This is a genomic window from Streptacidiphilus sp. PB12-B1b, from assembly GCF_014084125.1.
In the GTDB taxonomy this organism is placed as follows: Bacteria; Actinomycetota; Actinomycetes; order Streptomycetales; family Streptomycetaceae; genus Streptacidiphilus.
Genome location: NZ_CP048405.1, coordinates 2,882,554 through 2,907,508 on the forward strand (window position 1 = coordinate 2,882,554; position 24,955 = coordinate 2,907,508).

Genomic DNA, 24,955 nt, shown 5'->3' on the forward strand with positions numbered 1-24,955 from the left:
CCCGAGGTGGACCCTGCCGCCTCGGCCGCGCTGGCCGCCGACCCGGCCCGGGCCCTGGCGCTGCTGCGCGAGGGCGAGCTGCGGATACACGGCCGGCTCACCGAGGCGTCCAACGCCGCCTTCTACTGCACGGTCGGCGGTGTCGACGGCGGGACTGACGGCGGGGCCGGGGCCGACGGCGACGGCCGAGCGGTCTGCGTCTACAAGCCGGTCCGCGGCGAGCGCCCACTGTGGGACTTCCCGGACGGCACCCTGGCCGGGCGCGAGGTCGCCGCGTACGAGGTGTCCGCCGCCACCGGCTGGCACCTGGTGCCGCCCACGGTGTTGCGCGAGGGCCCCTACGGCGAGGGCATGTGCCAGATCTGGGTGGAGTCCGATCCGGAGGCGCAGCTGCTCGCCCTGCAGGACGCCGAGGACGCCGAGCCCGGCTGGTGCGCCATCGGCCGCGCCGAGGTCGGCGAGGGCCGCACCGCCCTGCTGGTGCACGCCGACGACGCCCGGCTGCGCCGGCTGGCGGTGCTGGACGCGGTGCTGAACAACGCCGACCGCAAGGGCGGCCACCTGCTCCCGGCCGTGGACGGCCGGATCTACGGCATCGACCACGGGGTGACCTTCGCCGTCCCCGGCAAGCTGCGCACCCTGCTCTGGGGCTGGGCGGGCGAGCCGCTCCCGGCGGAGGCCGCCGAGGCGCTGACCGGCCTGCGCGAGCAGCTCGACGGGCCGCTGGGCGAGCGGCTGGCCGCGCTGCTCACCGCCGCCGAGGTGGACGCGGTACGGCAGCGGGTGGCGGGGCTGCTGCGGACCGGGCTGCACCCGCTGCCGTCCGGGGAGTGGCCGGCCGTTCCGTGGCCGCCGATCTGACGGCCGCCGGCGGCCGCCGGTCCGACCGGCCCGGAGGCACTGGTGCGAAGATCAGTTGCGGCCGGTTAGAGTCATCCGTATGTATGCCTGGCCTGCCACTGAGGTTCCCGCGCTCCCTGGACAGGGGACTCCCCTGCGCATCTTCGACACCGCCGCAGGCGGCCTGCGGACCACCGACCCCGGCCCCACGGCCCGGCTCTACGTCTGCGGCATCACGCCCTACGACGCCACCCACCTCGGCCACGCCGCCACCTACAACGCCTTCGACCTGATCCAGCGGGTCTGGCGGGACAACGGCCACGAGGTCGTCTACGTCCAGAACGTCACCGACGTGGACGACCCGCTGCTGGAGCGCGCCATCGCCACCGGCGAGGACTGGACCGAGCTGGCCGAGCGCGAGACCGCGCTGTTCCGCGAGGACATGACGGCGCTGCGGATGCTCGCCCCCGCCCACTACATCGGCGCGGTCGAGGCCATCCCCTCGATAGTGCCGATCGTCAAGGACCTGCTCGCGCAGGGCGCCGCCTACGAGCTCGACGGCGACATCTACTTCTCGATCGCCTCCGACCCGCACTTCGGCGAGGTCTCCCGGCTCGGCCCGGAGCAGATGCTGCGCTACTTCGGCGAGCGCGGCGGCGACCCGGACCGCCCCGGCAAGAAGCACAGCCTGGACCCGCTGCTGTGGCTGTCCGCCCGCCCCGGCGAGCCCGCCTGGGACACCGAGCTGGGCCACGGCCGCCCCGGCTGGCACATCGAGTGCGTCGCCATCGCGCTCGGCCACCTCGGCATGGCCTTCGACATCCAGGGCGGCGGCAGCGACCTGGCCTTCCCGCACCACGAGATGGGCGCCTCGCACGCCCAGGCCGCCACCGGCCTGCACCCGTTCGCCAAGGCGTACGTGCACGCCGGGATGGTCGCGCTGGACGGCGAGAAGATGTCCAAGTCGCGCGGCAACCTGGTCTTCGTCTCCCGGCTGCGCAAGGAGGGCGTCGAGCCCGCCGCCATCCGGCTGGCCCTGCTGGGCCACCACTACCGCAGCGACTGGGAGTGGACCGGCGCCGACCTGCTCCGCGCCCAGGACCGGCTGGCCCGCTGGCGCGCGGCCGTCTCCCGGCCGGACGGCCCGGCCGCCGACGGGGTGCTGGCCGAGGTCCGCGCGGCGCTCTCGGACGACCTGGACGCCCCCCGGGCGCTGGCCGTCATCGACGCCTGGGCCGCCGCCCAGGACGCCCGGGGCGGCGATGACACCGGCGCCCCCGGCGTCATCTCCCGCACCGTGGACGCGCTGCTCGGCGTCGCGCTCTGACACCGGTGCCGGGCCCGGCTCCGCTCGGCCCGGCACCGCTCAGTCCCGTTCCGCTCAGTCCCTTTCAGCCCCGTTCCGCTCAGTCCCGTTCGGCCCGTGCCGGTTCCGCCGCCGGGAGCGGCACCGCCGCCTCCGGCGCGCCGTAGGTGCGGCCCTTCCAGGCCGCGCCCCGGCCGCGCCAGTGCTGCACCGCCGAATCCACCGTCATCAGCAGGTACAGCCCCGCGGTGAACGGCAGCAGCAGCGCCTCGGCGGCCGGTCGGCCGTAGTACGCCAGCATCGGCCGGTAGGTCAGCGCCATCAGCGCCCAGGCCGCCCCGGCCACGGCCGCCGCCGGGGCGTCGCCGGTGGCCAGCCCGGCCGCCAGCGCCACCGGCGGCACCAGGTAGACCAGGGCCAGCCCCAGCACCGTCCCGGCCAGCAGCAGCACCGAGTGCCGCAGCTGCGCGTAGGCGCTGCGGGAGACCATCCGCCACAGCTGCGCCAGCTCCGGGTACGGGCGGACGCTGTCCACCCGGTCGGCCAGGCCCAGCCAGGTGCGTCCGCCGCCGCGCTTCACCAGCCGCGCCAGGTTGACGTCGTCGATCACCGCGCCCCGGATGGCGGCCACGCCCCCGGCCCGCTCCAGCGCCTCCCGGCGCACCAGCGTGCAGCCCCCGGCGGCGGCCGCCGTCCGTGAGCCGGGCCGGTTGCTCCACCGGAACGGGTACAGCTGGGCGAAGAAGTAGACGAACGCCGGGACGATCAGCCGCTCCCAGCGGGTCTCCGTGCGCAGCCGCGCCATCTGCGACACCAGGTCGAGGCCGTGCGCCTCGGCGGCGGCCACCAGCTCGTCCAGCGAGCGGTCGCCGTGGGCGATGTCCGCGTCGGTGAGCAGCAGGTACTCCACCTCCCCGGCCAGCTCCACGCCGTGCCGCAGCGCCCACAGCTTGCCGGTCCAGCCCTGCGGCGGCTCGCCGGGCGAGGTCACGGTCAGCGGCAGGCCGCCCCCGGCGGCCAGCTCCCGGGCCAGCTCGCCGGTGCCGTCGCTGCTGCCGTCGTCCACCAGGATCACCCGCGCGTCGCCGCCGTACGCCTGCGCCAGCAGCGAGGGCAGGCTCAGCGGCAGCACCTCGGCCTCGTCCCGGGCCGGGACGACGACGGCCACCGAGGGGCGGCCCTGCGCCCCGGAGCGGGACGGCAGGCGCACGTCGGTCCGCCAGAACCAGCCCTGACAGAAGGTCAGCCACAGCCAGGACAGCAGGGACAGCGAGGCGATGATCACGAGTACGGACACGGCGCCCAGTCTGGCGCACCGGGCCCGCCGCGTCACCGACCCGGGGCGGGTGGCCGCCACCCGCGCCGGGAGCCCCGCTGCCCGCTCCGGACCCATCGACTAAGGTCAGTACCTGTGAAGATCGCACTCCTGGACTCGGGCATCGGCCTGCTGGCCGCCGCCGCCGCGCTGCGGGCCCTGCGCCCCGACGCCGATCTGGTGCTGACCTGCGACCCTGACGGCATGCCCTGGGGCCCGCGCACCCCCGCCGACGTCACCCGGCACGCCCTCGCCTGCGCCCGCGCCGCCGCCGCCCACCGCCCGGACGCGCTGGTCGTCGCCTGCAACACCGCCTCGGTGCACGCGCTGGACGCGATCCGGGCCGAGCTGGAGCCGGGCATCCCGGTGATCGGCACCGTCCCGGCGGTCAAGCCCGCTGCGGCCGGCGGCGGACCGGTGGCGATCTGGGCCACCCCGGCCACCACCGGCAGCGCCTACCAGCGCGGCCTGATCCAGGAGTTCGCGGCCGGTGCCGAGGTCGTCGAGGTGCCCTGCCCGGGCATGGCCGACGCGGTCGAGCGCGCCGACGAGCAGGCGATCACCGAGACCGTCGCCGCCGCCTGCGCCCGCACCCCGGCCGGAGTCCGCGCGCTGGTGCTCGGCTGCACCCACTACGAGCTGGTCCGGGACCGCATCCGGGCCGCCCTCGGCGACCCGGAGGGCCTCACCCTCCACGGCTCCGCGCAGGCGGTGGCGGTCCAGGCGCTGCGCCGGGTGGCGCCGGAGGCGGTCGCGCGGCAGGGCGGCGGCTCGCTGCTGGTGCTGCGCAGCGGCCGGGTCGGCGAGCAGCTCCCGGCCGCGCTCGCCTACCCCGAGGGCCGCCTGCTGGACGCCCTGGCCACGGCCCCGGCCCGGCCGTAGCAGCCGCCCCCGGGGCACGCGGTCGGGCGCCGGGTACGGATCGGCGTCCGGGTACGGTCAGGCGCCGGTGTCCGGCACCCGGCGCAGGCCTGCGGGCAGGTCGGCCAGGCCCGGGTAGCCGTTGACGGCCATCAGCAGGTCGGCCTCGGCCAGCAGCGAGCGCAGCACGTGCACGATGCCGTCGGCGCCGCCGAGGGCCAGGCCGTAGGCGTACGGGCGGCCGACGCCGACGGCGGTGGCGCCCAGGGCCAGCGCCTTGACGACGTCCGCGCCGCTGCGCACGCCCGAGTCGAACAGCACCGGCAGGCCGTCGGCGGCGGCCACCACCCCGGGCAGCGCCTCCAGCGCGGGCAGCCCGCCGTTGGCCTGTCGGCCGCCGTGGTTGGAGCAGTAGACGCCGTCCACCCCGGCGTCCCTGGCCCGGCGCACGTCGTCCGGGTGGCAGATCCCCTTCAACACCAGCGGCAGCGTGGTGAGCGAGCGCAGCCAGGGCAGGTCGTCCCAGGTCAGCGGGTTGCCGAAGATCCGCGAGAAGAGCGCCACCACCGCGCCCGGGTCCTGCTCCGGCGGCTTGGCCAGGGCGGCCCGGAAGACCGGGTCGGAGGTGTAGTTGGCCAGGCAGGCGCCGCGCAGCTGCGGGAAGTTGCCGGTGCTCAGATCGCGCGGCCGCCAGCCGGTGACCCAGGTGTCCAGGGTGACCACGATGCCCCGGAAGCCCGCCGCCTCGGCCCGGTGCACCAGGCTGGCGGCCAGCTCGCGGTCGGTGGGGGTGTACAGCTGGAACAGGCCGGGGGTGGCGCCCAGCTCCCCGGCGACGTCCTCCAGCGGGTCCATGCTGAGCGTGGACGCGACCATCGGGACGCCGGTCCGCGCCGAGGCCCGGGCGGTGGCCAGGTCGCCGTGCCCGTCCTGGGCGCACAGCCCGATCACCCCGACCGGCGACAGGAACAGCGGGGAGGCCAGCCGCTGCCCGAACAGCTCGACCGAGAGGTCCCGCTCGGCGGCCCCGACCAGCATCCGGGGGATGAGCCCCCAGCGTTCGAAGGCCCGTACGTTGGCCCGCTGGGTCAGCTCGTCGCCCGCGCCCCCGGCCACGTACGACCACACCGACGGCGGCAGCGCCGCCTGCGCGGCCTGCTCCCAGCCGGCGAAGGCCATCGGGTACTTCGGCACCACCCCGAAGAGGGCGTTGAGGTAGATCTCGTTCTGGTAGTCACCGAACTGCGGCATGCCCGCGGTCGCCTCCCTGTCGCGTCCTGTCGCGGCCGGTGGGGCCGACCGCAGCGGGCCCCACCGTGCCAGAGACCGGGGCGGACGCCCAGGGGCCGCGCCCGGGCCGTCAGACCGCGACCGCGCCGCGCAGCCTGCGGGCGGCCGGGTTCCAGCCGGACAGCACCCCGTCGAACAGGCCGCGCGGGGTGCCGGTGTTCACCTGGAGCCGGCTGATCCGCAGCGGATCGGGCCGCCCGCCGCTCGCACCGCGCAGGTCGAACAGGGCGCCGTCAGTGAGGAAGGCGCTGCTGTAGCCGAGCCCGCGCAGCAGCGGCTCGGCCCGGCCGTCGAAGACGCCGTCCGGATAGGCGAAGGCCCGAGGCTCCTCGCCGGTCAGCCGGGCCAGCCGGTGGTGCCCGCCCTGGACCTCCTCGCGGACCACGTAGTCGTCGCAGGAGTCCAGCCGGGCATGGCCCAGCGAGTGGTTCCCCAGGACCACCCCGGCGTCCCGCAGCGCCAGCAGGTCCGCCGAGGTCAGCTGCGGCGTCCCCGGGGCCTGGCGGCGGGCGGTCACCCGCAGCTCCTGCAGGCTGCGGCGGCGGTCGGGGTCGGGCAGCGCCGCCAGCGCCGCCGCGACCCCGCCGGCCCGCCCCGGGCCGCCGGGCAGGCCCTGCGGCCGCGAGGACAGCCCGCGCGCCCAGCCGCCCTGCTCGACCAGGTACTCGGCCTCGTTCCACCAGTACGGCTGCTCGGTGTCGACCAGCCCGGCGACCACGAAGGCCACCGCCGGGACGCCGCACGCGGCCAGCGCGGGCAGGGCGGTGGTGGCCGCCGTCCGGTGGCCCAGCTCGAAACTGACCAGCACCGCGTGCGGCGGCAGCGGGGCGCCCCCGCGCACCGCCGCCTCCACCTCGCCCAGCGAGACCGGGCTGGCGGTCCGCCGCAGCCGGTCGAGCTGCGCCCGGAACACCGCAGCGTCGTCGACGTCGTGGAAGGTCAGCACCGCCAGCCGACGCGACGCCCGCCCGCGCGGCAGCTGCAGCGGCCCGCCTGGCGCCCGTCGGGCGGCCTCGTCCGGAGCCTGCCCCGGCTGCCGCACCGCACGGGGAATGGTCATGATGTTCGACTGTCGCACGGACTTCCCTTCCGTCGCGTCGAGCGGTGTCCCAGAGGGATGGAGGACGCCGCCGTGTCGCTCGATGTAAGGAAGACCCGCATCCGGCGAGGAAGGTTGTACGGCCGGAGGGACAAACTTTCCCGGGGGCCGCGCCGCCCGCCACAATGGGACGCATGGCCGATCCGATCACCGACCCCGTGCCCGTGGAACGCCGGGTCGACCTGGGCCTCGCCCGGTTGCTGCCCGACCTGGACCGGCCCCGCGGCTGGCTGCTCACCCTGGACGACGCCCCGCAGTCCTACGTCGACCTGGACGACCCGCTGTACCTGGAGTTCGAGTACGTGCAGCGGCTCGCCCACGCGGCGGACCTGGCGGCGGCCTCCGGGGAGCCGATCGACGTGCTGCACCTGGGCGGCGGCGCGCTGACCCTGGCGCGCTACCTGGCCGCCACCCGGCCCGGCTCCCGGCAGCAGGCCGTCGAGATCGACGCCGGGCTCAGCGCGCTGGTCGGGGAGTACCTGCCCTGGTCGGGGGCTTCGGGGTCCGGCTCCGGGCCGGGGGCGGGGTCGGCGTCCGGGGCGGTGCCCGGTGCGGGGCTGCGGGTGCATGCGGCGGACGCCCGGCAGTTCCTGGCCGCCGCGCCCGAGGACAGCGCCGACCTGGTCGTCGCCGACGTCTTCGGCGGCTCCCGGATCCCGGCGCACCTCACCTCGGTGGAGTTCGTCCGCGAGGCGGCCCGGGTGCTGCGCCCCGGCGGCCTGTACGCCGCCAATCTCGCCGACGGTGCGCCGCTGGACTTCGCCCGGGGGCAGCTGGCCACCGTCCGCGCCGTCTTCGCCGAGGTCTGCCTGGTGGCCGAGCCGTCCGTGCTGCGCGGACGGCGCTACGGCAACCTGGTGCTCCTGGCCGCCGACCACGAGCTGCCTGCCGCCGAGCTGGCCCGCCGCACCGCCGCCGACCCCTTCCCGGCCCGGGTGGTCCACGGCGACCGGCTGGAGCTGCTGACCGGCCGGGCGCGGCCGGTGACCGACGCCACCGCCGCGCCCTCCCCGCCGCCGCCGGAGGGGGCGTTCGCCCTGTGACGGCGGCGGCCCCGACGCGGCGGCGGCCTCCCGAAGCGGCCGGGTCAGCCGACGACGCGGGCCAGCGCGAAGCCGTCGTAGCCCTTGCTGCCGACGGTCTGGACCGCCGTCCCGACCAGCCGGGGTTCGGCCGCGATGAACTCCAGGGCGGCCCGGGTGCCGAGGATGGCCGGGTCCTGGGACGAGGCGTCCGACACCTTGCCGTTGCGCACCACGTTGTCGACGATGATCAGCGTCCCGGGGCGGCTCAGCTCCAGCGCCCAGCGCACGTAGGACGGGTTGTTGACCTTGTCGGCGTCGATGAAGACCAGGTCGAACGGGCCCAGCCCGTCCGCCTGGACCTGCGGCAGGGTCTCCAGCGCCGCGCCCACCCGCACCTCCACCCGGTCGGCCAGCCCGGCGGCGGCGATGTTGCCCCGGGCCACCTCGGCGTGGGCCGGGTCGTACTCCAGGGTGGTCAGCCGGCCGTCCTCGGGCAGCGCCCGGGCCAGGCAGATCGTCGAGTAGCCGCCGAGCGTGCCGATCTCCAGGATCGACCGGGCGCCCTGGACGGCGGCCAGCAGCTGCAGCATCCGGCCCTGCGGCTCGGAGACCGCGATCGGCGGCAGCCCGGCCGCCGCGCTGGCCTTCAGCGTCGTGTCCAGGGCCGGATCACGCAGGGCGAGCGTCTCGGTGATGTAGGCGTCGACGGCGTCCCAGGTCTCGTGCGAACTCATCTCTGCTCTCCTCGTTCATCGCTGACATGCCGTTCGAACGCAACCTACCGCGCCCTCCAGGCCGCTGTGATCACTCCCTAGGATGGGCGCCATGCGCCTCATCGGAGAGATCACCCCCAGCGGCCCGCTGCTCGTCGTCGCCCTCGCCGAGGAGGCGGCGCACCTGGACGGCGGCCTGCCGGTGCTGCTGACCGGCATGGGCAAGGTCAACGCCGCCGCCTCGGTGGCGACCGTCCTGGCCGGTGCGGTCCGACCGGGCTCCCTGGTCAACCTGGGCACGGCCGGGGCGCTGCACTCCGGCTGGACCGGCACCCACGAGGTCCGCACGGTGCTGCAGCACGACCTCGACTCGGAGCTGCTGCGCTCGCTCACCGGGGCGGAGGTCGGCGAGCCGATCGAGCTGCTGCCCGGCGGCGACGGCCCGGTCCTGGCCACCGGCGACCTGTTCGTCTCGGAGGAGGCCGCGCGTCGGCGCCTGGCCGGGCAGGCCCAGCTGGTCGACATGGAGGGCTACGCGGTGGCCAGCGTCGCCCGGCGGGCCGGACTGCCGGTACGGCTGATCAAGCACGTCAGCGACGAGGCGGGCGAGGGCGCGGCCAAGGCCTGGCGGGAGTCGGTGGACGACTGCGCCCGGGAGCTGGCCCGGTGGGTCGAGGAGAACCTGCCGGCCTGAGCGGACCGGGCGGATGAGCGGGCCGGGCGGAGGGGGCGCGGTCAGTCGGTGACGACGCGGAAGACCGGGAAGCCGGGGGCGATCTCGCGCAGTCGGCTCTCGGGGGAGTCGGCGTCGACGTCCTCGAAGAACATGCCGACCTCCCAGGCCCAGCGGCGCAGGTAGGCGCGCAGCACGGCGGGCTTCTCGTCGTCGGACAGCTCGACCCCGCGGAAGGGCTCGACCCGGCGTCCCAGGCGCAGCTCGCCGCCGCCGACCGCCCGCATGTTGCGCACCCACTGGGTGTGGCCGCGCGGCGCGACCAGGTAGCGGCGGCCGTCGATGGTCAGCAGGTTGACCGGGGTGGTGCGCCACTCGCCGCTCTTGCGGCCGCGCACGGCCAGGGTGCGCGAGCCGAGGACGCTGATGCCGAGGCGGCCCAGGGCCCGCATCAGCGGGTTGGCCACGCGATCCAGCAGCCAGGCCTCGGCGCCGCTGGGGACGACCAGACGGGTCGCCGGGTCCGCGGCGGCGGTGGTGCGCGGGCCGGGGGCGGTGGTGGCGTGGGCGATGGATCCTGAGTCGGACATGGCGGGCTCCTGGGTGAGCAGAGTTCACAATCGAGAGCAGTGCTCTCGTTTCTTGGTTATGACTATGGCGCGATCAGTGCCCCGAGTCAAGAGCAGTGCTCTCGATTCGATGCGGCGCTCTCGTTTGTGGCAGACTGTCGCCCATGGCAGCCATCAGAACCGCTCGTGAGCGAGCACGCGAGGAACTCACCCGGGAGATCAAGGCGGAGGCACGCCGCCAGCTCGGGGTCGAGGGCGCCCAGAAGCTCTCGCTGCGCGCCGTCGCCAGGGAGCTGGGCATGGTCTCCTCCGCCCTCTACCGCTACTTCCCCAGCCGCGACGACCTGCTGACCGCCCTGATCATCGACGCCTACAACGCCCTCGGCGACCGGGTCGACGCGGCCGTCGCCGCCGCCCCCGCCGATGACGTACGCGCCCGCTGGGCCGCCCTGTGCAACGCCGCCCGCTCCTGGGCGATCGCCAGCCCGCACGAGTACGCCCTGGTCTACGGCACCCCCGTGCCCGGCTACACCGCCCCGCAGGAGACGGTGGCCCCCGCCGCCCGGGTTCCGCTGGCCGTGATGGCCATGCTCGGCGACAACGTCGGCGGCTTCCGGCTGGAGACGGCCCCGAGGCCGCTGCGCGGCCTGCTCGCCCAGCAGATGGCCGACCTCGCCGCGCTGATCGCCCCCGATCTCAATCCGGTGCTGCTGGCCCGCTCCATGGCCGCCTGGGCGCAGGTGTTCGGCCTGATCAGCTTCGAGCTGTTCGGTCAGTTCGTCGGCTCCGCCGAGCCCGCCGACGGCCTCTTCGCCTACTCGGTCGAGGACCTCGCCGACCACCTCGGCCTCGCCGTCGGGGCCGAGCACCGGCCTTAGTCCTGCCCCCGGCCCCGGCCGGTGCTCCGGCCCGCGCGGTCGGCGCCGATCAGAGCTTGCGCACCCGGTAGCAGTCCTCGGCGGCCTCCATCACCGCCGCCAGATCGCCCCCGGCGGAGGCGGTCAGCACGGCGGCGACCGCGCCCTCCACGAACGGGGCGTCGGCCAGCCGCACCGGGAACGGCAGGCCGTTGGCCTCGGCGTCCGCGAGCAGCCCCCGCACCGCCAGTACCGATCCATCGAGGTCGGCCAGCACGGCGACGCCCATGCCCTGGTCCACGCCCCGGGTGGCGGTCACGATCCGGCTCTCGCAGGTGCCCGTGTCGCCGTCCGGGTTGCCGCCCGCCGTGGCCACCGGCCCCGGGTCGCCGGTGTCGAGCAGGGAGACGGCCAGCCTGGCGACGGACTCGGCCACCGCCTGGCTGTGCGACACCAGCACCACCCCGACCCGGTCGAGCACCGGCAGCGGCAGCCCGCGCAGGGCCTGCTCCGAGGGCGCGCCCGAGCCCGGCCGGTCCGCCGGCTCCGGGGCGTCGCCCACCGGGTGCAGCGCCGCCGCACCCCGCGTCCCACTGGCCATCCCTGCCGCTCCTCGCCTCGGAAGCCGTCCCGCCGGTCACGGCCAGCGTAGGTCGCCCGGCCCCGGCCCGCCCGCCGCGCTGCGCCGGGCGGCGGACGGCCCGGCCCGGACGGTCTGCTCCCGACGACCGGACCTGGACGACCGGCCCCGGACGACCGGCCCCGGCGCTTCCACAATGGTAGAACGTGTTCTACTGTGCTGGCTGACGCTTCGTCAGAAACCCGTCGGGAGACCGCCATGCACCTGGACCACACGCCGGAGCACCAGCGGCTCCGGAACGAGCTGCGGGCCTACTTCGCCGAGCTGATGCCGCCGGAGGCGTACGGCCGGCTCAACGACCCGGGTCGGCAGAAGCAGTTCTACCGCGAGGTCAACCGCCGCCTGGGCGCGGACCGGTGGCTGGGCGTGGGCTGGCCGGAGGAGTTCGGCGGGCGCGGCATGGGCCCGGTCGAGCAGTACATCTTCTTCGACGAGGCGGCCCAGGCAGGCGTCCCGCTGCCGATCATGGCGCTGAACACCGTCGGCCCCTCGATCATGGCCTTCGGCACCGACGAGCAGAAGGCGTACTTCCTGCCCCGGATCCTGGCCGGGGAGCTGGACATCGCCATCGGCTACTCCGAGCCGGACGCCGGGACCGACCTGGCCGCGCTGAGGACCCGGGCGGTGCTGGAGCCCGACGGCGCGCACTACCGGGTCAACGGCCAGAAGATCTGGACCACCAACGGCGACACCGCCGACTGGGTCTGGCTCGCCGTGCGCACCGACCCCGGGGCCCCGCCGCACCGGGGGATCAGCATCCTGCTGGTCGACACCGCCGACCCCGGCTACTCCACCACCGTGATCCGCACCCTGGCCGGGCACGACACCACTGCCAGCTACTACCAGGACGTCCTGGTCCCGGTCGGCCGCCGGGTCGGCGCGGAGAACGCGGGCTGGCGGCTGATCACCAACCAGCTCAACCACGAGCGGGTCACCTTGGCCGCCCACACCACCATGGCCAACCGCGCCCTGGCCGAGGTGCAGCAGTGGGCCCGCGCCACCGAGCTGTCCGACGGGCGGCGGGTGGCCGACCTGCCGTGGGTGCGCGGGCGGCTCGCCCGCACCCACATCCGGCTCGACGCCATGAGGCTGCTCAACTGGCAGATGGTCGACGCCGTCCGGCGCGGCGCGCTCACCCCGCAGGACGCCTCCGCCGTCAAGGTCTACGGCAGCGAGGCCCGCCGGGACGCCTACGCCTGGCTGCTGGAGGTGGTCGGCGCGGCCGGTCCGCTCAAGGAGGGCTCCTCGGGCGCGGTGCTGCACGGCAGCCTGGAGCGCGGCTACCGCAGCGCGGTGATCTTCACCTTCGGCGGCGGCAATAACGAGATCCAGCGCGAGATCATCTCCTGGATCGGCCTGGGCATGCCCCGCGTCCGCCGCTAGCCCCCCGGCGCCGGGGGAGGGGTTGTGCGGGCGGCGGGGCGCAGCCCGTACGCTGCTGGCGAGAGGGGGCAGGCAGCGCAGCGAACCGGACATGCGCTTGCCGCACGCGCGCGGTGGAGCAAGGAACGCTGGTCCAGGGGCGCTACCGGCTGATCGGGCTGCTCGGCCGGGGCGGCATGGGGGAGGTCTGGCGCGCCGAGGACGAGGCGCTGGGGCGCCAGGTCGCGGTCAAGTGCCTGCGCGCCGGACTCGTCCAGCACGATCCGGGCCAGGCCGAGCTCCAGCGGGAGCGGTTCCGCCGCGAGGCGCGGGTCGCCGCCGGGCTGCAGCACCCGGGCGTCACCGTGGTGCACGACTTCGGCGACGCGGACGGCGCGCCCTACCTGGTGATGGAGCTGCTGGACGGCATGGACCTGGGGCAGGTCCTGGACGGCCTGCCCGGACGGCGGATGCCGGTGTCCACGGCCGTGGACACCGCCCGGCAGATCGCCTCCGCCCTGGCCTACACCCACGCCCGGGACGTGATCCACCGCGACCTGAAGCCCGCCAACCTGATCCGCACCACCGACGGCAGCATCAAGATCTGCGACTTCGGCATCGCCCGGCTGCGCGGCGGCGGCGTCGGCGGGCCCACCTCGCGCCTGGGCGGCGGGGCCAGCCCGGTCGGCAGCCCGCCGTACATGTCGCCCGAGCAGATCAACTCGGACGACCTCGACGCCCGCAGCGACCTCTACTCCTTCGGCTGCGTGCTGTACGAACTGCTGGTCGGCGCGCCGCCGTTCGCCGTCGGCGACCCGCTGGTGATCATGCTCGACCACCGGGACACCCCGCCCCGGCCGCCCCGGGAGCTGCGGCCGGGGATTCCCGAGGCGCTGGAGCGGATCGTGTTGGCGCTGCTGGCCAAGGACCCGGAGGACCGGCCCGCCGACGCCATGGCCGTGCTGCGCAGCCTGAATGCGGTCGCCGCCCCGCAGCCCACCCAGGCCGGCGCGCTGCCGCCGTGGGCCCGGGCGATGGGGCCGGTGCCGGTCACCCTGGTGCGCGTGACGCCGGAGGTCCGCGGGGTGGCCGAGCTGACCCGCCGCTGGCCGAGGCAGGCTGCGCCGCAACAGATCTGACTAACTGTCAGATAATCTCTTCCGGTCTCGCCCCGGCTGCGCCATGCTGCCGGGCATGAGGACGGAACTCAGCGAGCGGCTCGGCATCGAGCACGCCATCTTCGGTTTCACGCCGTTTCCGGCCGTCGCCGCCGCCATCACCCGGGCCGGCGGACTCGGCGTCCTCGGGGCCGTCCGCTACGGCGCCGCCGAGGAGCTGGACAAGGACCTCGACTGGATGGACGCCCACGTCGGCGGCGCGCCGTACGGGGTGGACGTGGTCATGCCCGCACGCAAGGTCGAGAACGTCTCCGTCGCCGACGTCGAGGCGATGATCCCCGAGGGGCACCGGGCCTTCGTCCGGGAGACGCTGGCCCGCTACGGCGTCCCGGAGCTGCCCGAGGGCCGGGACGGCGGCTGGCGGATCACCGGCTGGATGGAGGACGTCGCCCGCTCGCACGTGGACGTCGCCCTGGCGCACCCGGTCCGGCTGCTGGCCAGCGCCCTCGGGCCGCCGCCCGCCGACATCGTCGACCGGGCCCACGCCGCCGGGGTGCTGGTGGCCGCGCTCGCCGGGAGCGCCCGCCACGCCCGGCACCACGCCGGGGCCGGGATCGACATCGTCGTCGCCCAGGGCCACGAGGCCGGGGGCCACACCGGCGAGATCGGCACCATGGTACTGGTCCCGGAGATCGCCGCCGCGGTCGCCCCGCTGCCGGTGCTCGCGGCGGGCGGCATCGGCACCGGCGCGCAGGCCGCCGCCGGGTTCGCGCTGGGCGCGCAGGGGGTCTGGCTGGGCTCGGTCTGGCTCACGGTGACCGAGTCCGAGCTGGCCTCGCCGGTGCTCCGGGCCAAGCTGCTGGCCGCGGGCTCCGGCGACACCGTCCGCTCGCGCGCGCTCACCGGCAAGCCCGCCCGCCAGCTGCGCACCCGCTGGACCGACGCCTGGGAGGAGCCGGCCGGCCCCGGCCCGCTGCCGATGCCGCTGCAGGGCCTGCTGGTCGCCGACGCGGTCAGCCGCATCCAGGCGTACGAGACGCCGGAGCTGATCGGCACGCCGGTCGGGCAGATCGTCGGGTCGATGACCGAGGAGCGGCCGGTGGCCGCCGTGATGGACGAGCTCACCCGGGGCTTCGCACGGGCCGTCGCCCGGCTCGACCGGATCGCCGCCCGGTCCGGCCCCGACCCCGGCCCCGGAGCCGCCGCCGTGCACGACGCCGAGGAGGAGCCATGACCACGACCGGACTCGCCGCGCCCACCCCGGGCTTCTGGGCCCAGGCCGCCGCCGACCCCGACCGGGTCGCGCTGTACGCCCCCGATGGCACGCCCTGGAACGCGGGCGAGCTGCTGGCCGCCGCCAACCGGCTGGTGCACGGCCTGCGCGAGGCCGGGCTGGCGGCCGGGGACGCCTTCGCCGTCGTCCTGCCCAACGGCCCGGAGCTGTTCGCCGCCCACCTGGCGGCCACCCAGGCCGGGTTCTACCTGGTGCCGGTCAACCACCACCTGGTCGGCCCGGAGATCGCCTGGATCGTCGCCGACAGCGGGGCCCGGGTGCTGATCGCCCACGGGCGCTTCGCCGAGGCGGCCACCGCCGCCGCCGACGAGGCCGGGCTGGCCAAGGAGCGCCGCTACGCGGTGGGGGAGCTGCCCGGCTTCCGCCCGTACCAGGAGCTGACGGCCGGGCAGTCGGCGGCGCCCCCGGCCGACCGCACCACCGGCTGGGTGATGAACTACACCTCCGGCACCACCGGGCGGCCGCGCGGCATCCGCCGCCCGCTGCCCGGCTGCCCGCCGGAGCAGACGCCGCTCGGGGGCTTCCTCGGGATCTTCGGCATCACCCCCGGCGACGGCCATGTGCACCTGGTCTGCTCGCCGCTTTACCACACCGCGGTGCTGCAGTTCGCCGCCGCCTCGCTGCACCTGGGCCACCCGGTGGTGCTGATGGACCGCTGGACGCCGGAGTCCATGCTGCAGCTGATCGACCGGCACCGGGTCACGCACACGCACATGGTGCCCACCCAGTTCCACCGGCTGCTGGCGCTGCCGGAGCAGATCCGGGCCGGCTACGACGTCTCCTCGCTGCGGCACGCCATCCACGGCGCCGCGCCCTGCCCGGACCACGTCAAGCGCGCCATGATCGGCTGGTGGGGCGAGTGCGTCGAGGAGTACTACGCGGCCAGCGAGGGCGGCGGCACCTTCGCCACCGCGCGGGAGTGGCTGGCCCGGCCCGGCACGGTCGGCCGCCCCTGGCCGATCAGCGAGATCGCCGTCCTGGACGACGCGGGCGAACGGCTGCCCGCCGGTGAACTCGGCACCGTCTACCTGAAGATGAACACCGGCGGCTTCAGCTACCACAAGGACGAGGCCAAGACCCGGCAGAACCGGGTGGGCGGCTTCTTCACCGTCGGCGATCTGGGGCTGCTGGACGAGGACGGCTACCTCTACCTGCGCGACCGCAGGATCGACATGATCATCTCCGGCGGCGTCAACATCTACCCGGCCGAGATCGAGTCCGCGCTGCTGGCCCACCCCGGCGTGGCCGACGCCGCCGCCTTCGGCATCCCGCACGACGACTGGGGCGAGCAGGTCAAGGCGGTGGTCGAGCCCGCCGACGGCCACCGGCCGGGCCCGGAGCTGGAGCGGGACATCCTGGCCCACTGCGAGCGGCTGCTGGCCGGCTTCAAACGGCCGCGCTCGGTGGACTTCGTGGCGGAGCTGCCGCGCGACCCCAACGGCAAGCTCTACAAGCGCCGGCTGCGCGACCCGTACTGGGAGGGGCGCACCCGGCAGGTGTGAGCCCGCGCGCGGACGCGGCGCCGCCCGGGGAGGGGCGGCGCCGCGTCGCTGCGGGGAGGCCGGATGCTACACCGGGCTGCCGGAGGTGTAGGCCGGGATGGTGAAGTCGAAGTCGGCGCCGACCTTGAGCGGGGTGGGCAGGGTCCACTCGTTGGCGCTGGCCATGGCCTGCAGGGCCTGGACGCGGTCGACCGACTCCGGCCAGTCGGACTTGCGGCCGGGGGTCTTCGGGTTCTTCAGGTGGGCGGTGCGGACCACGTTGAACTTGGCCAGCCAGGTGTGCTCGTTGACGCCGCTGGCCGGGGTTCCGCCCTCGTCCTTGGTGGTCTCGGCGACCAGCACCAGCAGCCCGTCCGGGCTGTCCGGCGCGCCGTCGGGGCCCATCTCCACCGCGGTGTCGAAGAAGTCCGCCACGCCGAGCGGGGTGGTGATGCCGACCTTCTCGGCCTCGGCCAGCGCCGGGGCCAGGTAGTAGGTGTGCGCCTGCTCGAACTGGGCCTGGATGAACTTGGGGTCCTTGGCGGCCTTCTGCCAGGCGGCGGGGAAGCCGCTGAGGCCGGTGTGCGCGTCGCTGCCCGCGGCGGCCAGCTTCTTGAGCGCGGGCAGGTAGGTCTGCAGCGGGTTGCCGGGCGCGACCGAGTCGTAGTACGTGACCAGGTTGACGTCGTCGTCGGTCTGGGTGCAGAAGCCGATGTAGCCGGCGGTGTAGCCGCAGCCGTCGCCGTAGTCCTCGATGTCGGCGAACCCGCTGGTGATGTCGCCGTTCTCGAAGACGTTGGTGATCTCGTCGACCGCGTACTGCTGGGCGTTGGTGAGCTTGATCGTCGACGCGGCGGCGCGCACGGTCGCCGGGCGGGTCGCGGCCGAGGCGGAGCCGGCGGCGCCGAAGCCCGCGCCGGTGGCGACGACGGCGACGGCGGTACAGGCGGCGCGTATCCGAAGACTCATCGGGGGGCCCTTTCGCTGGGGAAGAAGCGGCACTCTCGTTAGGAAAGCTTCCTAACGAGGTTTCGCCAAGCTTCACCGGCTGTGCTTTCACTGTCAAGGGTCGCGGCGTGAGCGGCTGTTGACGCACCGCCATCGGCCCAGCTCCCGGCGCGGCAGTGTTGCAGGAACATGTCACCGTGCCGTCGTCGCTCATGCCTTCAGGCCGCGCAGCACCTTGCCCTCGGTGGAGAGGATGCCGTTGCGGTAGTCGAAGCGCGGGGTCGCCGAGAACATCAGCCACAGGTACTTGAGGTTCTCCGCGAACCAGTACGCCGGGGTCAGGTCGCCCAGCAGCATGCCCGGGGCCGTCACGTCGCCCGCCACCGTGTAGCCGCCCGGAACCCGCTGGTTGCCGCGCATGCCCAGGAACCACTGGTAGGCGGTCTGCCGGTAGTAGTCGTCGCCGGTGATCCGCCACAGGTCGAACGCCGAGTTCGGGTACTCCGGGCGCAGCTGGTTGCCCCGGTCCACCGCCCGCAGGTCGGTGAAGTCCAGCGTCTCCGGCAGTACCGGGTAGCGGTCCAACGCGTCCGTCCAGGAACGGTAGTAGGCCGCGCCGTGCTCCAGGTCGCCGCCCTTGGCGAGCAACCCGGCGTAGAACGAGCCCAGTTCGGACTGGCGCGGCGGCCCCGAGGGGCGGCCGGTGCGGTAGTCCACCGCGCGGAACCACAGCCGCCCGGACGACACCACGGCCTGGTGCCGCAGCGTGGCGGCGGTCGTCAGCCGGTACCAGTCCGTGAGTTGACGGTCCGCCAGCAGCGCGCCGCCGCCCCACAGGTACTCGTAGAAGGAGTCGACCGGCGGATCGGGCGTGGAGCAGACCGAGTCGAGCCAGCGGCCCGACTCCGCGTGGATGGTGTCGGCCAGCAGGTCCAGCGAGCTGCGGCGGTCCAGCACCGCCCGGTAGGCCCGCATGGAGGCGTCGTAGTACCGCGCGTCGCCGGTGAGCCGGGAGAGCATCCCGAACTCCATGACGCTGGTGCCGGCTTCGGCCAGCGGCACCGAGGTGCCCCGGACCGCGCCGGTGCGCATGTTCACGTGCGTGTAGGGCACCCCGGTGGGGGACTTGGTGAAGGCCGGCAGCAGCCGGTCGGCGAACTCCCGGGCCCGCGCCAGCAGGCTGCCGCGCCCGGTCGCCTGGTAGCCCGCCACCAGTCCGCCGACGATCCGGATGACCGCCTCAAAGACGTGCGTGTCGACGTTCTGCGCCGGATCGAGGTGGGCGTCGATCCAGTCGCAGCAGCGCGCCAGTTCGGCGTCCTCGCCCATCAGGTACAGCGTGTCCAGGGCCTCCACGATGGACAGCCCGAAGCTGTACCCGGGGGCGAAGAAGTCGTGGTGCCCGCCGGTGACCGGCCGCAACTCGTCGTAGCCCCACGCCCGGCCGACGTAGCCGAGCCAGCCGTGCAGGTACTCCTGCCGCACCTGCTCGGCGACGACGTCGGCGGACGGGATCGAGCGGCCGGAGCCGTCCCAGGGGCCGGTGGTGATGCCCGGGAGCGGGGCGGCGCCGAGCAGAGTGGCGCCGGTCGCGGCGCAGGTGACGGTGGAGAGCAGGGACCGTCGGGAGAAGGACCGTCGGGAGCGGGGCCGGTCGGGGCCGGCGGTGAGGTACGGGCGCATGGTTCGGTCACGTTAATCTCGCCCCCGACGCCCGCCGCTGAGGCGCGGGCGCGGCGTGGCGGTCGGCGCACTCAGCCTGAGCTGCGACGATGGTGGGACCGGGGGACGGGGGCGATCACCCGTACGAGTGGGCCGGGTGCGCCCGACGGGCGACGCCCGCCCGGGTCGCCCCCGGTCGCGGGGAGGGCGCCACGGGGGCGGACGCGAGGGAGGACGGGCATGACCGGACCGGCGGGACCGGCGGACGGGCCGCTGCGCCACGCCGAGCCGGTGATGGGCACGGTGGTGTCCTTCGACGTCCGCGACGCGGGCGAGGGGGAGCGCCGCGCGCGGGTCGAGCAGGGGCTGCGGCGCGCCGTCGCCTGGCTGCACCGGGTGGACCGGGTGTTCTCGACCTACCGCCCGGGCAGCCAGATCAGCCGGCTGGCCCGGGGCGAGATCGGGCCCGGGGACTGCGATCCGGAGGTCGCCGAGGTGCTGGCCCTCGGCGCGGCGGCCGAGCGGGCCGGGGCCGGGGCGTTCAGCCTGCGCGCGGGCGGCGCGCTGGACCCGTCCGGGGTGGTCAAGGGCTGGGCCGTGGAGCGCGCATCGGCCCTCCTGCGGGAGGCCGGATCGCAGCGGCACAGCGTCAACGGTGGCGGCGACATCCAGACCGCCGGGGAGCCGGAGCCCGGCCGTCCGTGGGGCCTGGGCGTGGCGCACCCGCTGCACCCCGGGTCGTACGCCACGGTGGTCCGGGGCCGGGACATCGCGCTGGCCACCTCCGGCACGGCCGAGCGCGGCGCGCACATCCTCGACCCGCGCACCGGCCGGCCGGTCCGCAACGGCCTGGCCTCGGTCTCGGTCGTCGGCCGCTCGCTGACCCGGGCCGACATCGCCGCCACCACCGCCTTCGCGCTGGGGCCGGACGCCCGGGCCTGGCTGGAGCGGCAGCCGGGCCTGGAGGGCTTCGCGGTGCTCGACGACGGCCGGGCCTGGTGGACCCCGGGCTTCGCCGACCACGCCCGGCTCCCGGACGCGGCCGGCTGAGCCCGCGGGAGCCCCGTCGGGCTACTGCCTGGCGTTCAACGCCGCCGTGTGCTCCTTGATCTGATCCCGCGTCAGGTAACTGTCGGTGTACTCGAAGTCCCGGAGCGTCGCCGGGCGGCGCTGCAGGAAACCGGTGCGGACGAAGTCGTCCCCGGCCGTGGCGTTCAGCACCCAGTTGGTCATCACCCGCACCTTGGCGACGTTGGTCCGCAGCGCCATCAGGTGGTAGCCCCGGGCCACGCCCTGCGCGGCGACGCCCTTCAGCTCGATGCCCAGCGGCTTGGAGACCGCGTCCGCGCCGCCGAGGTCCACCACCAGGCCGAGGTCCCTGTGGTAGTACGGCCGCAGGGTCTGCCCGCGCAGGGTGGCCGCGACGTTGTCGGCGACCGCCTTGCCCTGCCGCTGCGCGTGCTGCGCGGTCGGCGGGCAGACCGCGCCGTCGCCCTTGGCGAGGTCCGGCACGGCGGCGGCGTCGCCCAGCGCGAAGACGCCGTCGAACTGCGGCACCCGCATGTCGGCGGTGGTGGCCAGCCGCCCGCGCACGGTCTCCGCATCCAGCGTGGCGACCAGCGGGCTGGCGGCCACCCCGGCCGTCCAGATCAGCGTCCGGCAGGGGATGACCCGGCCGTCGGTGAAGGTCACCGTGGTCTCGCTCACCTCGGCGACGGAGACGCCCAGCGACACCTCGATGCCGCGCCCGCGCAGCACGTCCAGGGCGTCCCGGCCGAGCTTGTCGCCCAGCTCCGGCATCAGCTTGGGGGCGATGTCGATCAGGTGCCACTTGATCAGGTTGGGGTTCAGCCGGGGGTAGCGCTTGACCGCCGAGGTGGTCACCCGCTGCAGGCAGGCCGCCGTCTCGGTGCCGGCGTAGCCGCCGCCGACCACCACGAACTGCAGCCGGGAGATCCGCTCCTCGCGGTTGGTCGCGGCGTCCGCCAGGTCGAGCTGGCTGATCACGTGGTCGCGCACGTACGCCGCCTCGGCCAGCGTCTTCATCCCGCGCGCGTGCTCGGTCAGACCGGGGATGTCGAAGCTGCGGGTGATGCTGCCGGGGGCCAGGACCAGGTAGTCGTACTGCTCGTCGATGACCTCGTCGGTGATCTTCCGGATGATGCAGACCTTGGCCTGCGGATCCACGCCGATGGCGCCGCCGGGGATGATCCGGGTGCGCCGCAGCATCCTGCGCAGCGACACCGCCACCGACTGCGGGGTGAGCACGCCCGCCGCGACCTGCGGCAGCAGCGGCAGGTACAGCTCGTAGCTGAACGGGGCGACGATGGCGATGTCCGCCTCGCCCGGGGTCAGCAGCCGCTCGAGCCGTCGTGCGCATTCGACGCCGGCGAATCCGCCGCCGACCACCAGGATCCGGGGTCGTTCCATAGTTGCCGTCCCTCACAGGTCTGCTCGACAGGGCTTCCGGCCGTTGCGGCGTTCCGCGCACGCGGGCTCGGGGCCGCCACGGCTCCGGGTCGTCTCCTGCCCGCAACCCTCGCACGCACACAAGGGCTGTGCCACTGCAGGCGGTGGCGCTGAGGCGTCCGGGTGTGCCCGGGACGAATGGGTAAGGTGTGCCCCATGCTGCGTGAGGTACGGGCGGTCCGCTATGTGACGCCCCTTCGGGAGGGCGGGTCGCTGCCGGGCCTGGTCGGCGGGGACGACGGCGGTCTGTACGTCGCCAAGTTCACCGGCGCCGCCCAGGGCCGGAAGGCGCTGGTCGCGGAGGTGGTCGCGGGTGAGCTGGCCCGGCGGCTCGGGCTGCCGGTGCCGGAGCTGCTGCGGGTCCGGGTGGACCCGGTGATCGCCCTGGGCGAGCCGGACCAGCAGGTGCAGGAGCTGGTCAAGGCCTCCGGCGGGACCAACCTGGGCATGGGCTTCCTCTCCCGGGCACTCGGCTTCGACCCGCTGGCCTTCCCGGTGGACCCGAAGCTGGCCGGGCGGGTGGTCTGGTTCGACGCCCTGATCGGCAACGTCGACCGCTCCTGGCGCAACCCCAACCTGCTGGTGCGCAGCGGCGAGCTGTGGCTGATCGACCACGGCGCCAGCCTGATCTTCCACCACAACTGGCCGCGCGCCGCCGCCTCCGCCCGCAGGCCCTACGACGCCTCGGACCACGCGCTGTTGCGCTTCTCCCCGGACCTGGCGGCCGCCGACGCCGAGCTGGGCGAGCGGGTCACCACCGGGCTGCTGTGGGAGGTGCTCGGGCTGGTGCCGGACGAGTGGCTGCTGGACGAGGCGGGCTTCGCCACCGCCGACTCGGTCCGCGAGGCGTACCTGGCGCAGCTCGCCGGGCGGGCCGCCGGGCCCCGCGACTGGCTCCCGGAGGTGGCCGCATGAGCGACGTCACGGGCGGGCTGACCACGCCGGTGGTCTTCGAGTACGCCCTGGTGCGGGTGGTGCCCCGGGTGGAGCGCGGCGAGCAGATCAACGCCGGGGTGCTGGTCTACTGCCGCCCGGCGGGCCTGGTCCGCGCGGAGATCCACCTGGACGAGGCCCGGCTGCTGGCGCTGGACCCGGAGGCGGACGTGGCCGCGGTGCGCGCCGCGCTGGCCGCCGTCGCCGACGTCTGCGCCGGGGGCGGCGCGGCCGGGCAGGCCGAGGCGGACGACCCGGGCCGCCGGTTCCGCTGGCTGACCGCGCCGCGCAGCACCGTCGTCCAGCCCGGGCCGGTCCACTGCGGCCTGACCGCCGACCCGCAGGGCGAGGCGGCCCGGCTGCTGGAGCAGCTGGTCCGGTAGCGGCGGCCCGGGCGGTCGGCTGCGGTCGGACGGCTGCGGTTGGACGGCTGCGGTCGGGCGGTCGGGCTGCGGGCGGTCGGGTGGTTGCAGACGCCGCTTGCGGGCGCGCGGGGTTTCCCGCGCCCGGTACGGTGGGGCCCATGACTGCACTGTCCGACGGAGCCGCGGAGACCAGAGCGCAGGGGTGGCGTGCCCTCGCCGCGCTGCACGCCAGGATCGAGGGCGAGATCGAGCGCGCGCTGCAGGCCGCGCACGGGCTCAGCGTCAGCGAGTACGCGGTGCTGGACGTGCTCTCCCGGCAGGACGAGTGGCACATGCGGATGCAGCAGCTGGCCGATGCCGTGGTGCTCAGCCAGAGCGCCACCACCCGGCTGGTCACCCGGCTGGAGGCGGACGGCCTGCTCGCCCGGCACCTGTGCGCGACCGACCGCCGGGGCATCTACACCGAGCTGACCGAGGCCGGGCGCGGACGCCTGGCCGAGGCCCGGCCGACCCACGACGCGGCGCTCAGCCGGGCGCTGGCCGCCGCCGGGGACGTCCCCGAGCTGGCGCCGCTGGTCCGCGCCCTGGCCGACGCCACCGCGGCCGGGCTCCCGGCGGCGGGCGCCCCTGCCGTCCCCGGCGCCCGCTGAGCCCGGGCGGACCGCTCCCACCTGGACTGTTAGGCTTGCTCAGCGTGACCGCGAAGCCGAAGATCCCCAATGTCCTTGCCTCCCGCTACGCCTCCGGTGAGCTGACCCGCCTGTGGTCCCCCGAGCACAAGGTCGTCCTGGAGCGGCAGCTGTGGCTGGCCGTCCTCAAGGCCCAGGCCGACCTGGGGATCGACGTGCCCGAGGGGGCCGTCGCCGACTACGAGCGGGTCGTGGACCAGGTGGACCTGGCGTCGATCGCCGCCCGCGAGCGGATCACCCGCCACGACGTGAAGGCCCGGATCGAGGAGTTCAGCGCCCTCGCCGGACACGAGCAGATCCACAAGGGCATGACCTCGCGCGACCTCACCGAGAACGTCGAGCAGCTCCAGGTGCGGCAGTCCCTGGAGCACGTCCGGGACCGCACGGTGGCGCTGCTGGTGCGGCTGGCCGCGCTCGCCGCCGAGCACAGCGAGCTGGTCATGACCGGCCGCTCGCACAACGTCGCCGCCCAGGCCACCACCCTCGGCAAGCGCTTCGCCAGCGCCGCCGACGAGATCCTGGTCGCCTTCCGGCGGCTGGAGGAGCTGATCGCCCGCTACCCGCTGCGCGGGATCAAGGGCCCGGTCGGCACCTCCCAGGACATGCTGGACCTGCTCGGCGGCGACCAGGAGCGGCTGGCCGAGCTGGAGCAGCGGGTCGCCGAGCACCTGGGCTTCCAGCAGGGCTTCACCAGCGTCGGCCAGGTCTACCCGCGCTCGCTGGACTACGACGTGCTGTCGGCGCTGGTGCAGTTGGCCGCCGGGCCCGGCAGCCTGGCCAAGACCATCCGGCTGATGGCCGGGATCGAGCTGGTCACCGAGGGCTTCAAGGAGGGCCAGGTCGGCTCCTCGGCGATGCCGCACAAGATGAACACCCGCTCCTGCGAGCGCGTCAACGGCCTCGCGGTGATCCTGCGCGGCTACGCCTCCATGGTCTCCGAGCTGGGCGGCGACCAGTGGAACGAGGGCGACGTCTCCTGCTCGGTGGTGCGCCGGGTCGCCCTGCCGGACGCCTTCTTCGCCTTCGACGGCCTGCTGGAGACCTTCCTCACCGTCCTGGACGAGTTCGGCGCCTTCCCCGCCGTCATCGCCGCCGAGCTGGACCGCTACCTGCCGTTCCTGGGCACCACCAAGGTGCTGATGGCGGCGGTGCGCGCGGGCGTCGGCCGGGAGACCGCGCACGAGGCCATCAAGGAGCACGCCGTCGCCTCGGCGCTGGCCATGCGCGCCGGGGTCCGCGAGAACCAGCTGCTGCAGCGCCTCGCCGAGGACGACCGCATCCCGCTGGACCGGGCCGGCCTGGACGCGCTGCTCGCCGACAAGCTGTCCTTCACCGGCGCCGCCTCCGCGCAGGTGGCCGAGGTGGTCCGGCGGGTCGAGGCGGTCGCCGCCGCATACCCCGAGGCCGCGAAGTACACGCCGGGCGACATCCTCTGACACCCGGTCG

Annotated in this window: 24 protein-coding genes; 15 read left to right on the forward strand and 9 right to left on the reverse strand. The window is 75.1% G+C overall.

Annotated features, from left to right (window positions below; all coding sequences use genetic code 11):
• The first annotated feature begins 6 nt into the window (after nucleotides 1-6).
• On the forward strand, nucleotides 7-861 hold the full coding sequence (locus GXW83_RS13070) for an SCO1664 family protein (protein ID WP_225446943.1): 855 nt from the start codon (nucleotides 7-9) through the stop codon (nucleotides 859-861).
• 79 nt (nucleotides 862-940) lie between these two features.
• On the forward strand, nucleotides 941-2,167 hold the full coding sequence (gene mshC / locus GXW83_RS13075) for a cysteine--1-D-myo-inosityl 2-amino-2-deoxy-alpha-D-glucopyranoside ligase (protein WP_182443242.1): 1,227 nt from the start codon (nucleotides 941-943) through the stop codon (nucleotides 2,165-2,167).
• Between the two features lie 79 nt (nucleotides 2,168-2,246).
• Here mshC and GXW83_RS13080 read toward each other — a convergent pair whose 3' ends face one another.
• Nucleotides 2,247-3,443, reverse strand: a complete 1,197-nt coding sequence (locus GXW83_RS13080) for a glycosyltransferase (RefSeq protein ID WP_225446944.1) — start codon at nucleotides 3,441-3,443, stop codon at nucleotides 2,247-2,249.
• 114 nt (nucleotides 3,444-3,557) lie between these two features.
• Between GXW83_RS13080 and GXW83_RS13085 the strand changes: the two genes are divergently transcribed.
• A complete protein-coding gene (locus GXW83_RS13085; protein WP_182443244.1) occupies nucleotides 3,558-4,343 on the forward strand; it encodes a glutamate racemase in 786 nt (261 codons plus the stop codon).
• A gap of 57 nt (nucleotides 4,344-4,400) precedes the next feature.
• On the opposite strand, the gene GXW83_RS13090 is transcribed toward GXW83_RS13085, so the two are convergent.
• Nucleotides 4,401-5,573, reverse strand: coding sequence for an alpha-hydroxy-acid oxidizing protein (locus GXW83_RS13090; RefSeq protein WP_182443245.1), 1,173 nt, complete (start codon nucleotides 5,571-5,573; stop codon nucleotides 4,401-4,403).
• A 109-nt stretch (nucleotides 5,574-5,682) separates the two neighbouring features.
• Entirely contained in the window at nucleotides 5,683-6,672 is a 990-nt protein-coding gene (locus GXW83_RS13095) for a polysaccharide deacetylase family protein (RefSeq protein ID WP_182443246.1), read from the reverse strand.
• 173 nt (nucleotides 6,673-6,845) lie between these two features.
• On the opposite strand from GXW83_RS13095, the gene GXW83_RS13100 reads away from it, so the two are divergent.
• The gene (locus GXW83_RS13100; protein ID WP_225446945.1) at nucleotides 6,846-7,754 is read left to right on the forward strand and encodes a spermidine synthase; all 909 of its coding nucleotides are present in this window, start codon (nucleotides 6,846-6,848) and stop codon (nucleotides 7,752-7,754) included.
• A gap of 44 nt (nucleotides 7,755-7,798) precedes the next feature.
• On the opposite strand, the gene GXW83_RS13105 is transcribed toward GXW83_RS13100, so the two are convergent.
• Nucleotides 7,799-8,470 (reverse strand): O-methyltransferase, encoded by a 672-nt coding sequence (locus tag GXW83_RS13105; RefSeq protein WP_182443247.1) that lies wholly within the window; start codon nucleotides 8,468-8,470, stop codon nucleotides 7,799-7,801.
• 91 nt (nucleotides 8,471-8,561) lie between these two features.
• Between GXW83_RS13105 and GXW83_RS13110 the strand changes: the two genes are divergently transcribed.
• Nucleotides 8,562-9,143 carry a nucleosidase gene (locus GXW83_RS13110; protein ID WP_182443248.1) on the forward strand — a complete coding sequence of 194 codons (582 nt, stop codon included), beginning with the start codon at nucleotides 8,562-8,564 and terminating at the stop codon, nucleotides 9,141-9,143.
• Nucleotides 9,144-9,184: 41 nt separating this feature from the next.
• Here the strand turns inward: GXW83_RS13110 and GXW83_RS13115 are convergent, their stop codons facing one another.
• Entirely contained in the window at nucleotides 9,185-9,574 is a 390-nt protein-coding gene (locus GXW83_RS13115) for a nitroreductase family deazaflavin-dependent oxidoreductase (protein WP_225447477.1), read from the reverse strand.
• Nucleotides 9,575-9,855: 281 nt separating this feature from the next.
• Between GXW83_RS13115 and GXW83_RS13120 the strand changes: the two genes are divergently transcribed.
• On the forward strand, nucleotides 9,856-10,569 hold the full coding sequence (locus GXW83_RS13120; RefSeq protein ID WP_182443250.1) for a TetR/AcrR family transcriptional regulator: 714 nt from the start codon (nucleotides 9,856-9,858) through the stop codon (nucleotides 10,567-10,569).
• A gap of 49 nt (nucleotides 10,570-10,618) precedes the next feature.
• Here the strand turns inward: GXW83_RS13120 and GXW83_RS13125 are convergent, their stop codons facing one another.
• A complete protein-coding gene (locus GXW83_RS13125; protein ID WP_182443251.1) occupies nucleotides 10,619-11,149 on the reverse strand; it encodes a PTS-dependent dihydroxyacetone kinase phosphotransferase subunit DhaM in 531 nt (176 codons plus the stop codon).
• Between the two features lie 237 nt (nucleotides 11,150-11,386).
• On the opposite strand from GXW83_RS13125, the gene GXW83_RS13130 reads away from it, so the two are divergent.
• The 4 genes from GXW83_RS13130 to GXW83_RS13145 all read left to right on the forward strand — a co-directional run bounded on the left by GXW83_RS13130 (nucleotide 11,387) and on the right by GXW83_RS13145 (nucleotide 16,464).
• A complete protein-coding gene (locus tag GXW83_RS13130) occupies nucleotides 11,387-12,571 on the forward strand; it encodes an acyl-CoA dehydrogenase family protein (RefSeq protein WP_182443252.1) in 1,185 nt (394 codons plus the stop codon).
• Nucleotides 12,572-12,684: 113 nt separating this feature from the next.
• A complete protein-coding gene (locus tag GXW83_RS13135; RefSeq protein ID WP_182443253.1) occupies nucleotides 12,685-13,689 on the forward strand; it encodes a serine/threonine-protein kinase in 1,005 nt (334 codons plus the stop codon).
• A gap of 55 nt (nucleotides 13,690-13,744) precedes the next feature.
• Nucleotides 13,745-14,902, forward strand: a complete 1,158-nt coding sequence (locus GXW83_RS13140) for a nitronate monooxygenase family protein (RefSeq protein ID WP_182443254.1) — start codon at nucleotides 13,745-13,747, stop codon at nucleotides 14,900-14,902.
• Nucleotides 14,899-16,464, forward strand: a complete 1,566-nt coding sequence (locus GXW83_RS13145) for an acyl-CoA synthetase (protein WP_182443255.1) — start codon at nucleotides 14,899-14,901, stop codon at nucleotides 16,462-16,464. Before GXW83_RS13140 ends, GXW83_RS13145 begins: the two co-directional genes overlap by 4 nt.
• A gap of 66 nt (nucleotides 16,465-16,530) precedes the next feature.
• On the opposite strand, the gene GXW83_RS13150 is transcribed toward GXW83_RS13145, so the two are convergent.
• Together GXW83_RS13150 and GXW83_RS13155 are read right to left on the reverse strand one after the other, a co-directional pair.
• Complete coding sequence (locus GXW83_RS13150) at nucleotides 16,531-17,412, reverse strand: chitosanase (RefSeq protein ID WP_182443256.1); 882 nt, start codon at nucleotides 17,410-17,412, stop codon at nucleotides 16,531-16,533.
• 189 nt (nucleotides 17,413-17,601) lie between these two features.
• Nucleotides 17,602-19,074: a glycoside hydrolase family 47 protein gene (locus GXW83_RS13155; protein WP_182443257.1), complete on the reverse strand. Its 1,473-nt coding sequence runs from the start codon at nucleotides 19,072-19,074 to the stop codon at nucleotides 17,602-17,604.
• Between the two features lie 219 nt (nucleotides 19,075-19,293).
• Here GXW83_RS13155 and GXW83_RS13160 point away from each other — a divergent pair, with 219 nt between their 5' ends.
• Nucleotides 19,294-20,103, forward strand: coding sequence for an FAD:protein FMN transferase (locus GXW83_RS13160; RefSeq protein ID WP_225446946.1), 810 nt, complete (start codon nucleotides 19,294-19,296; stop codon nucleotides 20,101-20,103).
• A gap of 21 nt (nucleotides 20,104-20,124) precedes the next feature.
• Here the strand turns inward: GXW83_RS13160 and GXW83_RS13165 are convergent, their stop codons facing one another.
• A complete protein-coding gene (locus GXW83_RS13165) occupies nucleotides 20,125-21,483 on the reverse strand; it encodes an NAD(P)/FAD-dependent oxidoreductase (RefSeq protein ID WP_182443258.1) in 1,359 nt (452 codons plus the stop codon).
• 195 nt (nucleotides 21,484-21,678) lie between these two features.
• Between GXW83_RS13165 and GXW83_RS13170 the strand changes: the two genes are divergently transcribed.
• From GXW83_RS13170 to purB, 4 genes are all read left to right on the forward strand, one after another.
• Entirely contained in the window at nucleotides 21,679-22,437 is a 759-nt protein-coding gene (locus GXW83_RS13170) for a HipA family kinase (protein WP_182443259.1), read from the forward strand.
• Nucleotides 22,434-22,838, forward strand: coding sequence for a DUF3037 domain-containing protein (locus GXW83_RS13175; RefSeq protein ID WP_182443260.1), 405 nt, complete (start codon nucleotides 22,434-22,436; stop codon nucleotides 22,836-22,838). Before GXW83_RS13170 ends, GXW83_RS13175 begins: the two co-directional genes overlap by 4 nt.
• A gap of 140 nt (nucleotides 22,839-22,978) precedes the next feature.
• The gene (locus tag GXW83_RS13180) at nucleotides 22,979-23,470 is read left to right on the forward strand and encodes a MarR family winged helix-turn-helix transcriptional regulator (RefSeq protein ID WP_182443261.1); all 492 of its coding nucleotides are present in this window, start codon (nucleotides 22,979-22,981) and stop codon (nucleotides 23,468-23,470) included.
• Between the two features lie 44 nt (nucleotides 23,471-23,514).
• Nucleotides 23,515-24,945 (forward strand): adenylosuccinate lyase, encoded by a 1,431-nt coding sequence (gene purB, locus GXW83_RS13185; RefSeq protein WP_182443262.1) that lies wholly within the window; start codon nucleotides 23,515-23,517, stop codon nucleotides 24,943-24,945.
• Nucleotides 24,946-24,955: the final 10 nt, after the last annotated feature.

Bases quoted from the DNA above. Each gene is read 5' to 3' on its own strand.
- mshC (WP_182443242.1), top strand. From the start codon at position 941: ATGTATGCCTGGCCTGCCACTGAGGTTCCCGCGCTCCCTGGACAGGGG.
- GXW83_RS13145 (WP_182443255.1), top strand. From the start codon at position 14,899: ATGACCACGACCGGACTCGCCGCGCCCACCCCGGGCTTCTGGGCCCAG.
- GXW83_RS13155 (WP_182443257.1), bottom strand. From the start codon at position 19,074: ATGCGCCCGTACCTCACCGCCGGCCCCGACCGGCCCCGCTCCCGACGG.
- GXW83_RS13160 (WP_225446946.1), top strand. From the start codon at position 19,294: ATGACCGGACCGGCGGGACCGGCGGACGGGCCGCTGCGCCACGCCGAG.
- GXW83_RS13115 (WP_225447477.1), bottom strand. From the start codon at position 9,574: ATGCGGGCCCTGGGCCGCCTCGGCATCAGCGTCCTCGGCTCGCGCACC.
- GXW83_RS13105 (WP_182443247.1), bottom strand. From the start codon at position 8,470: ATGAGTTCGCACGAGACCTGGGACGCCGTCGACGCCTACATCACCGAG.
- GXW83_RS13110 (WP_182443248.1), top strand. From the start codon at position 8,562: ATGCGCCTCATCGGAGAGATCACCCCCAGCGGCCCGCTGCTCGTCGTC.
- GXW83_RS13100 (WP_225446945.1), top strand. From the start codon at position 6,846: ATGGCCGATCCGATCACCGACCCCGTGCCCGTGGAACGCCGGGTCGAC.
- GXW83_RS13150 (WP_182443256.1), bottom strand. From the start codon at position 17,412: ATGAGTCTTCGGATACGCGCCGCCTGTACCGCCGTCGCCGTCGTCGCC.
- GXW83_RS13140 (WP_182443254.1), top strand. From the start codon at position 13,745: ATGAGGACGGAACTCAGCGAGCGGCTCGGCATCGAGCACGCCATCTTC.
- GXW83_RS13090 (WP_182443245.1), bottom strand. From the start codon at position 5,573: ATGCCGCAGTTCGGTGACTACCAGAACGAGATCTACCTCAACGCCCTC.
- GXW83_RS13120 (WP_182443250.1), top strand. From the start codon at position 9,856: ATGGCAGCCATCAGAACCGCTCGTGAGCGAGCACGCGAGGAACTCACC.
- GXW83_RS13095 (WP_182443246.1), bottom strand. From the start codon at position 6,672: ATGACCATTCCCCGTGCGGTGCGGCAGCCGGGGCAGGCTCCGGACGAG.
- GXW83_RS13130 (WP_182443252.1), top strand. From the start codon at position 11,387: ATGCACCTGGACCACACGCCGGAGCACCAGCGGCTCCGGAACGAGCTG.
- GXW83_RS13165 (WP_182443258.1), bottom strand. From the start codon at position 21,483: ATGGAACGACCCCGGATCCTGGTGGTCGGCGGCGGATTCGCCGGCGTC.
- GXW83_RS13125 (WP_182443251.1), bottom strand. From the start codon at position 11,149: ATGGCCAGTGGGACGCGGGGTGCGGCGGCGCTGCACCCGGTGGGCGAC.
- GXW83_RS13170 (WP_182443259.1), top strand. From the start codon at position 21,679: ATGCTGCGTGAGGTACGGGCGGTCCGCTATGTGACGCCCCTTCGGGAG.
- GXW83_RS13180 (WP_182443261.1), top strand. From the start codon at position 22,979: ATGACTGCACTGTCCGACGGAGCCGCGGAGACCAGAGCGCAGGGGTGG.
- GXW83_RS13175 (WP_182443260.1), top strand. From the start codon at position 22,434: ATGAGCGACGTCACGGGCGGGCTGACCACGCCGGTGGTCTTCGAGTAC.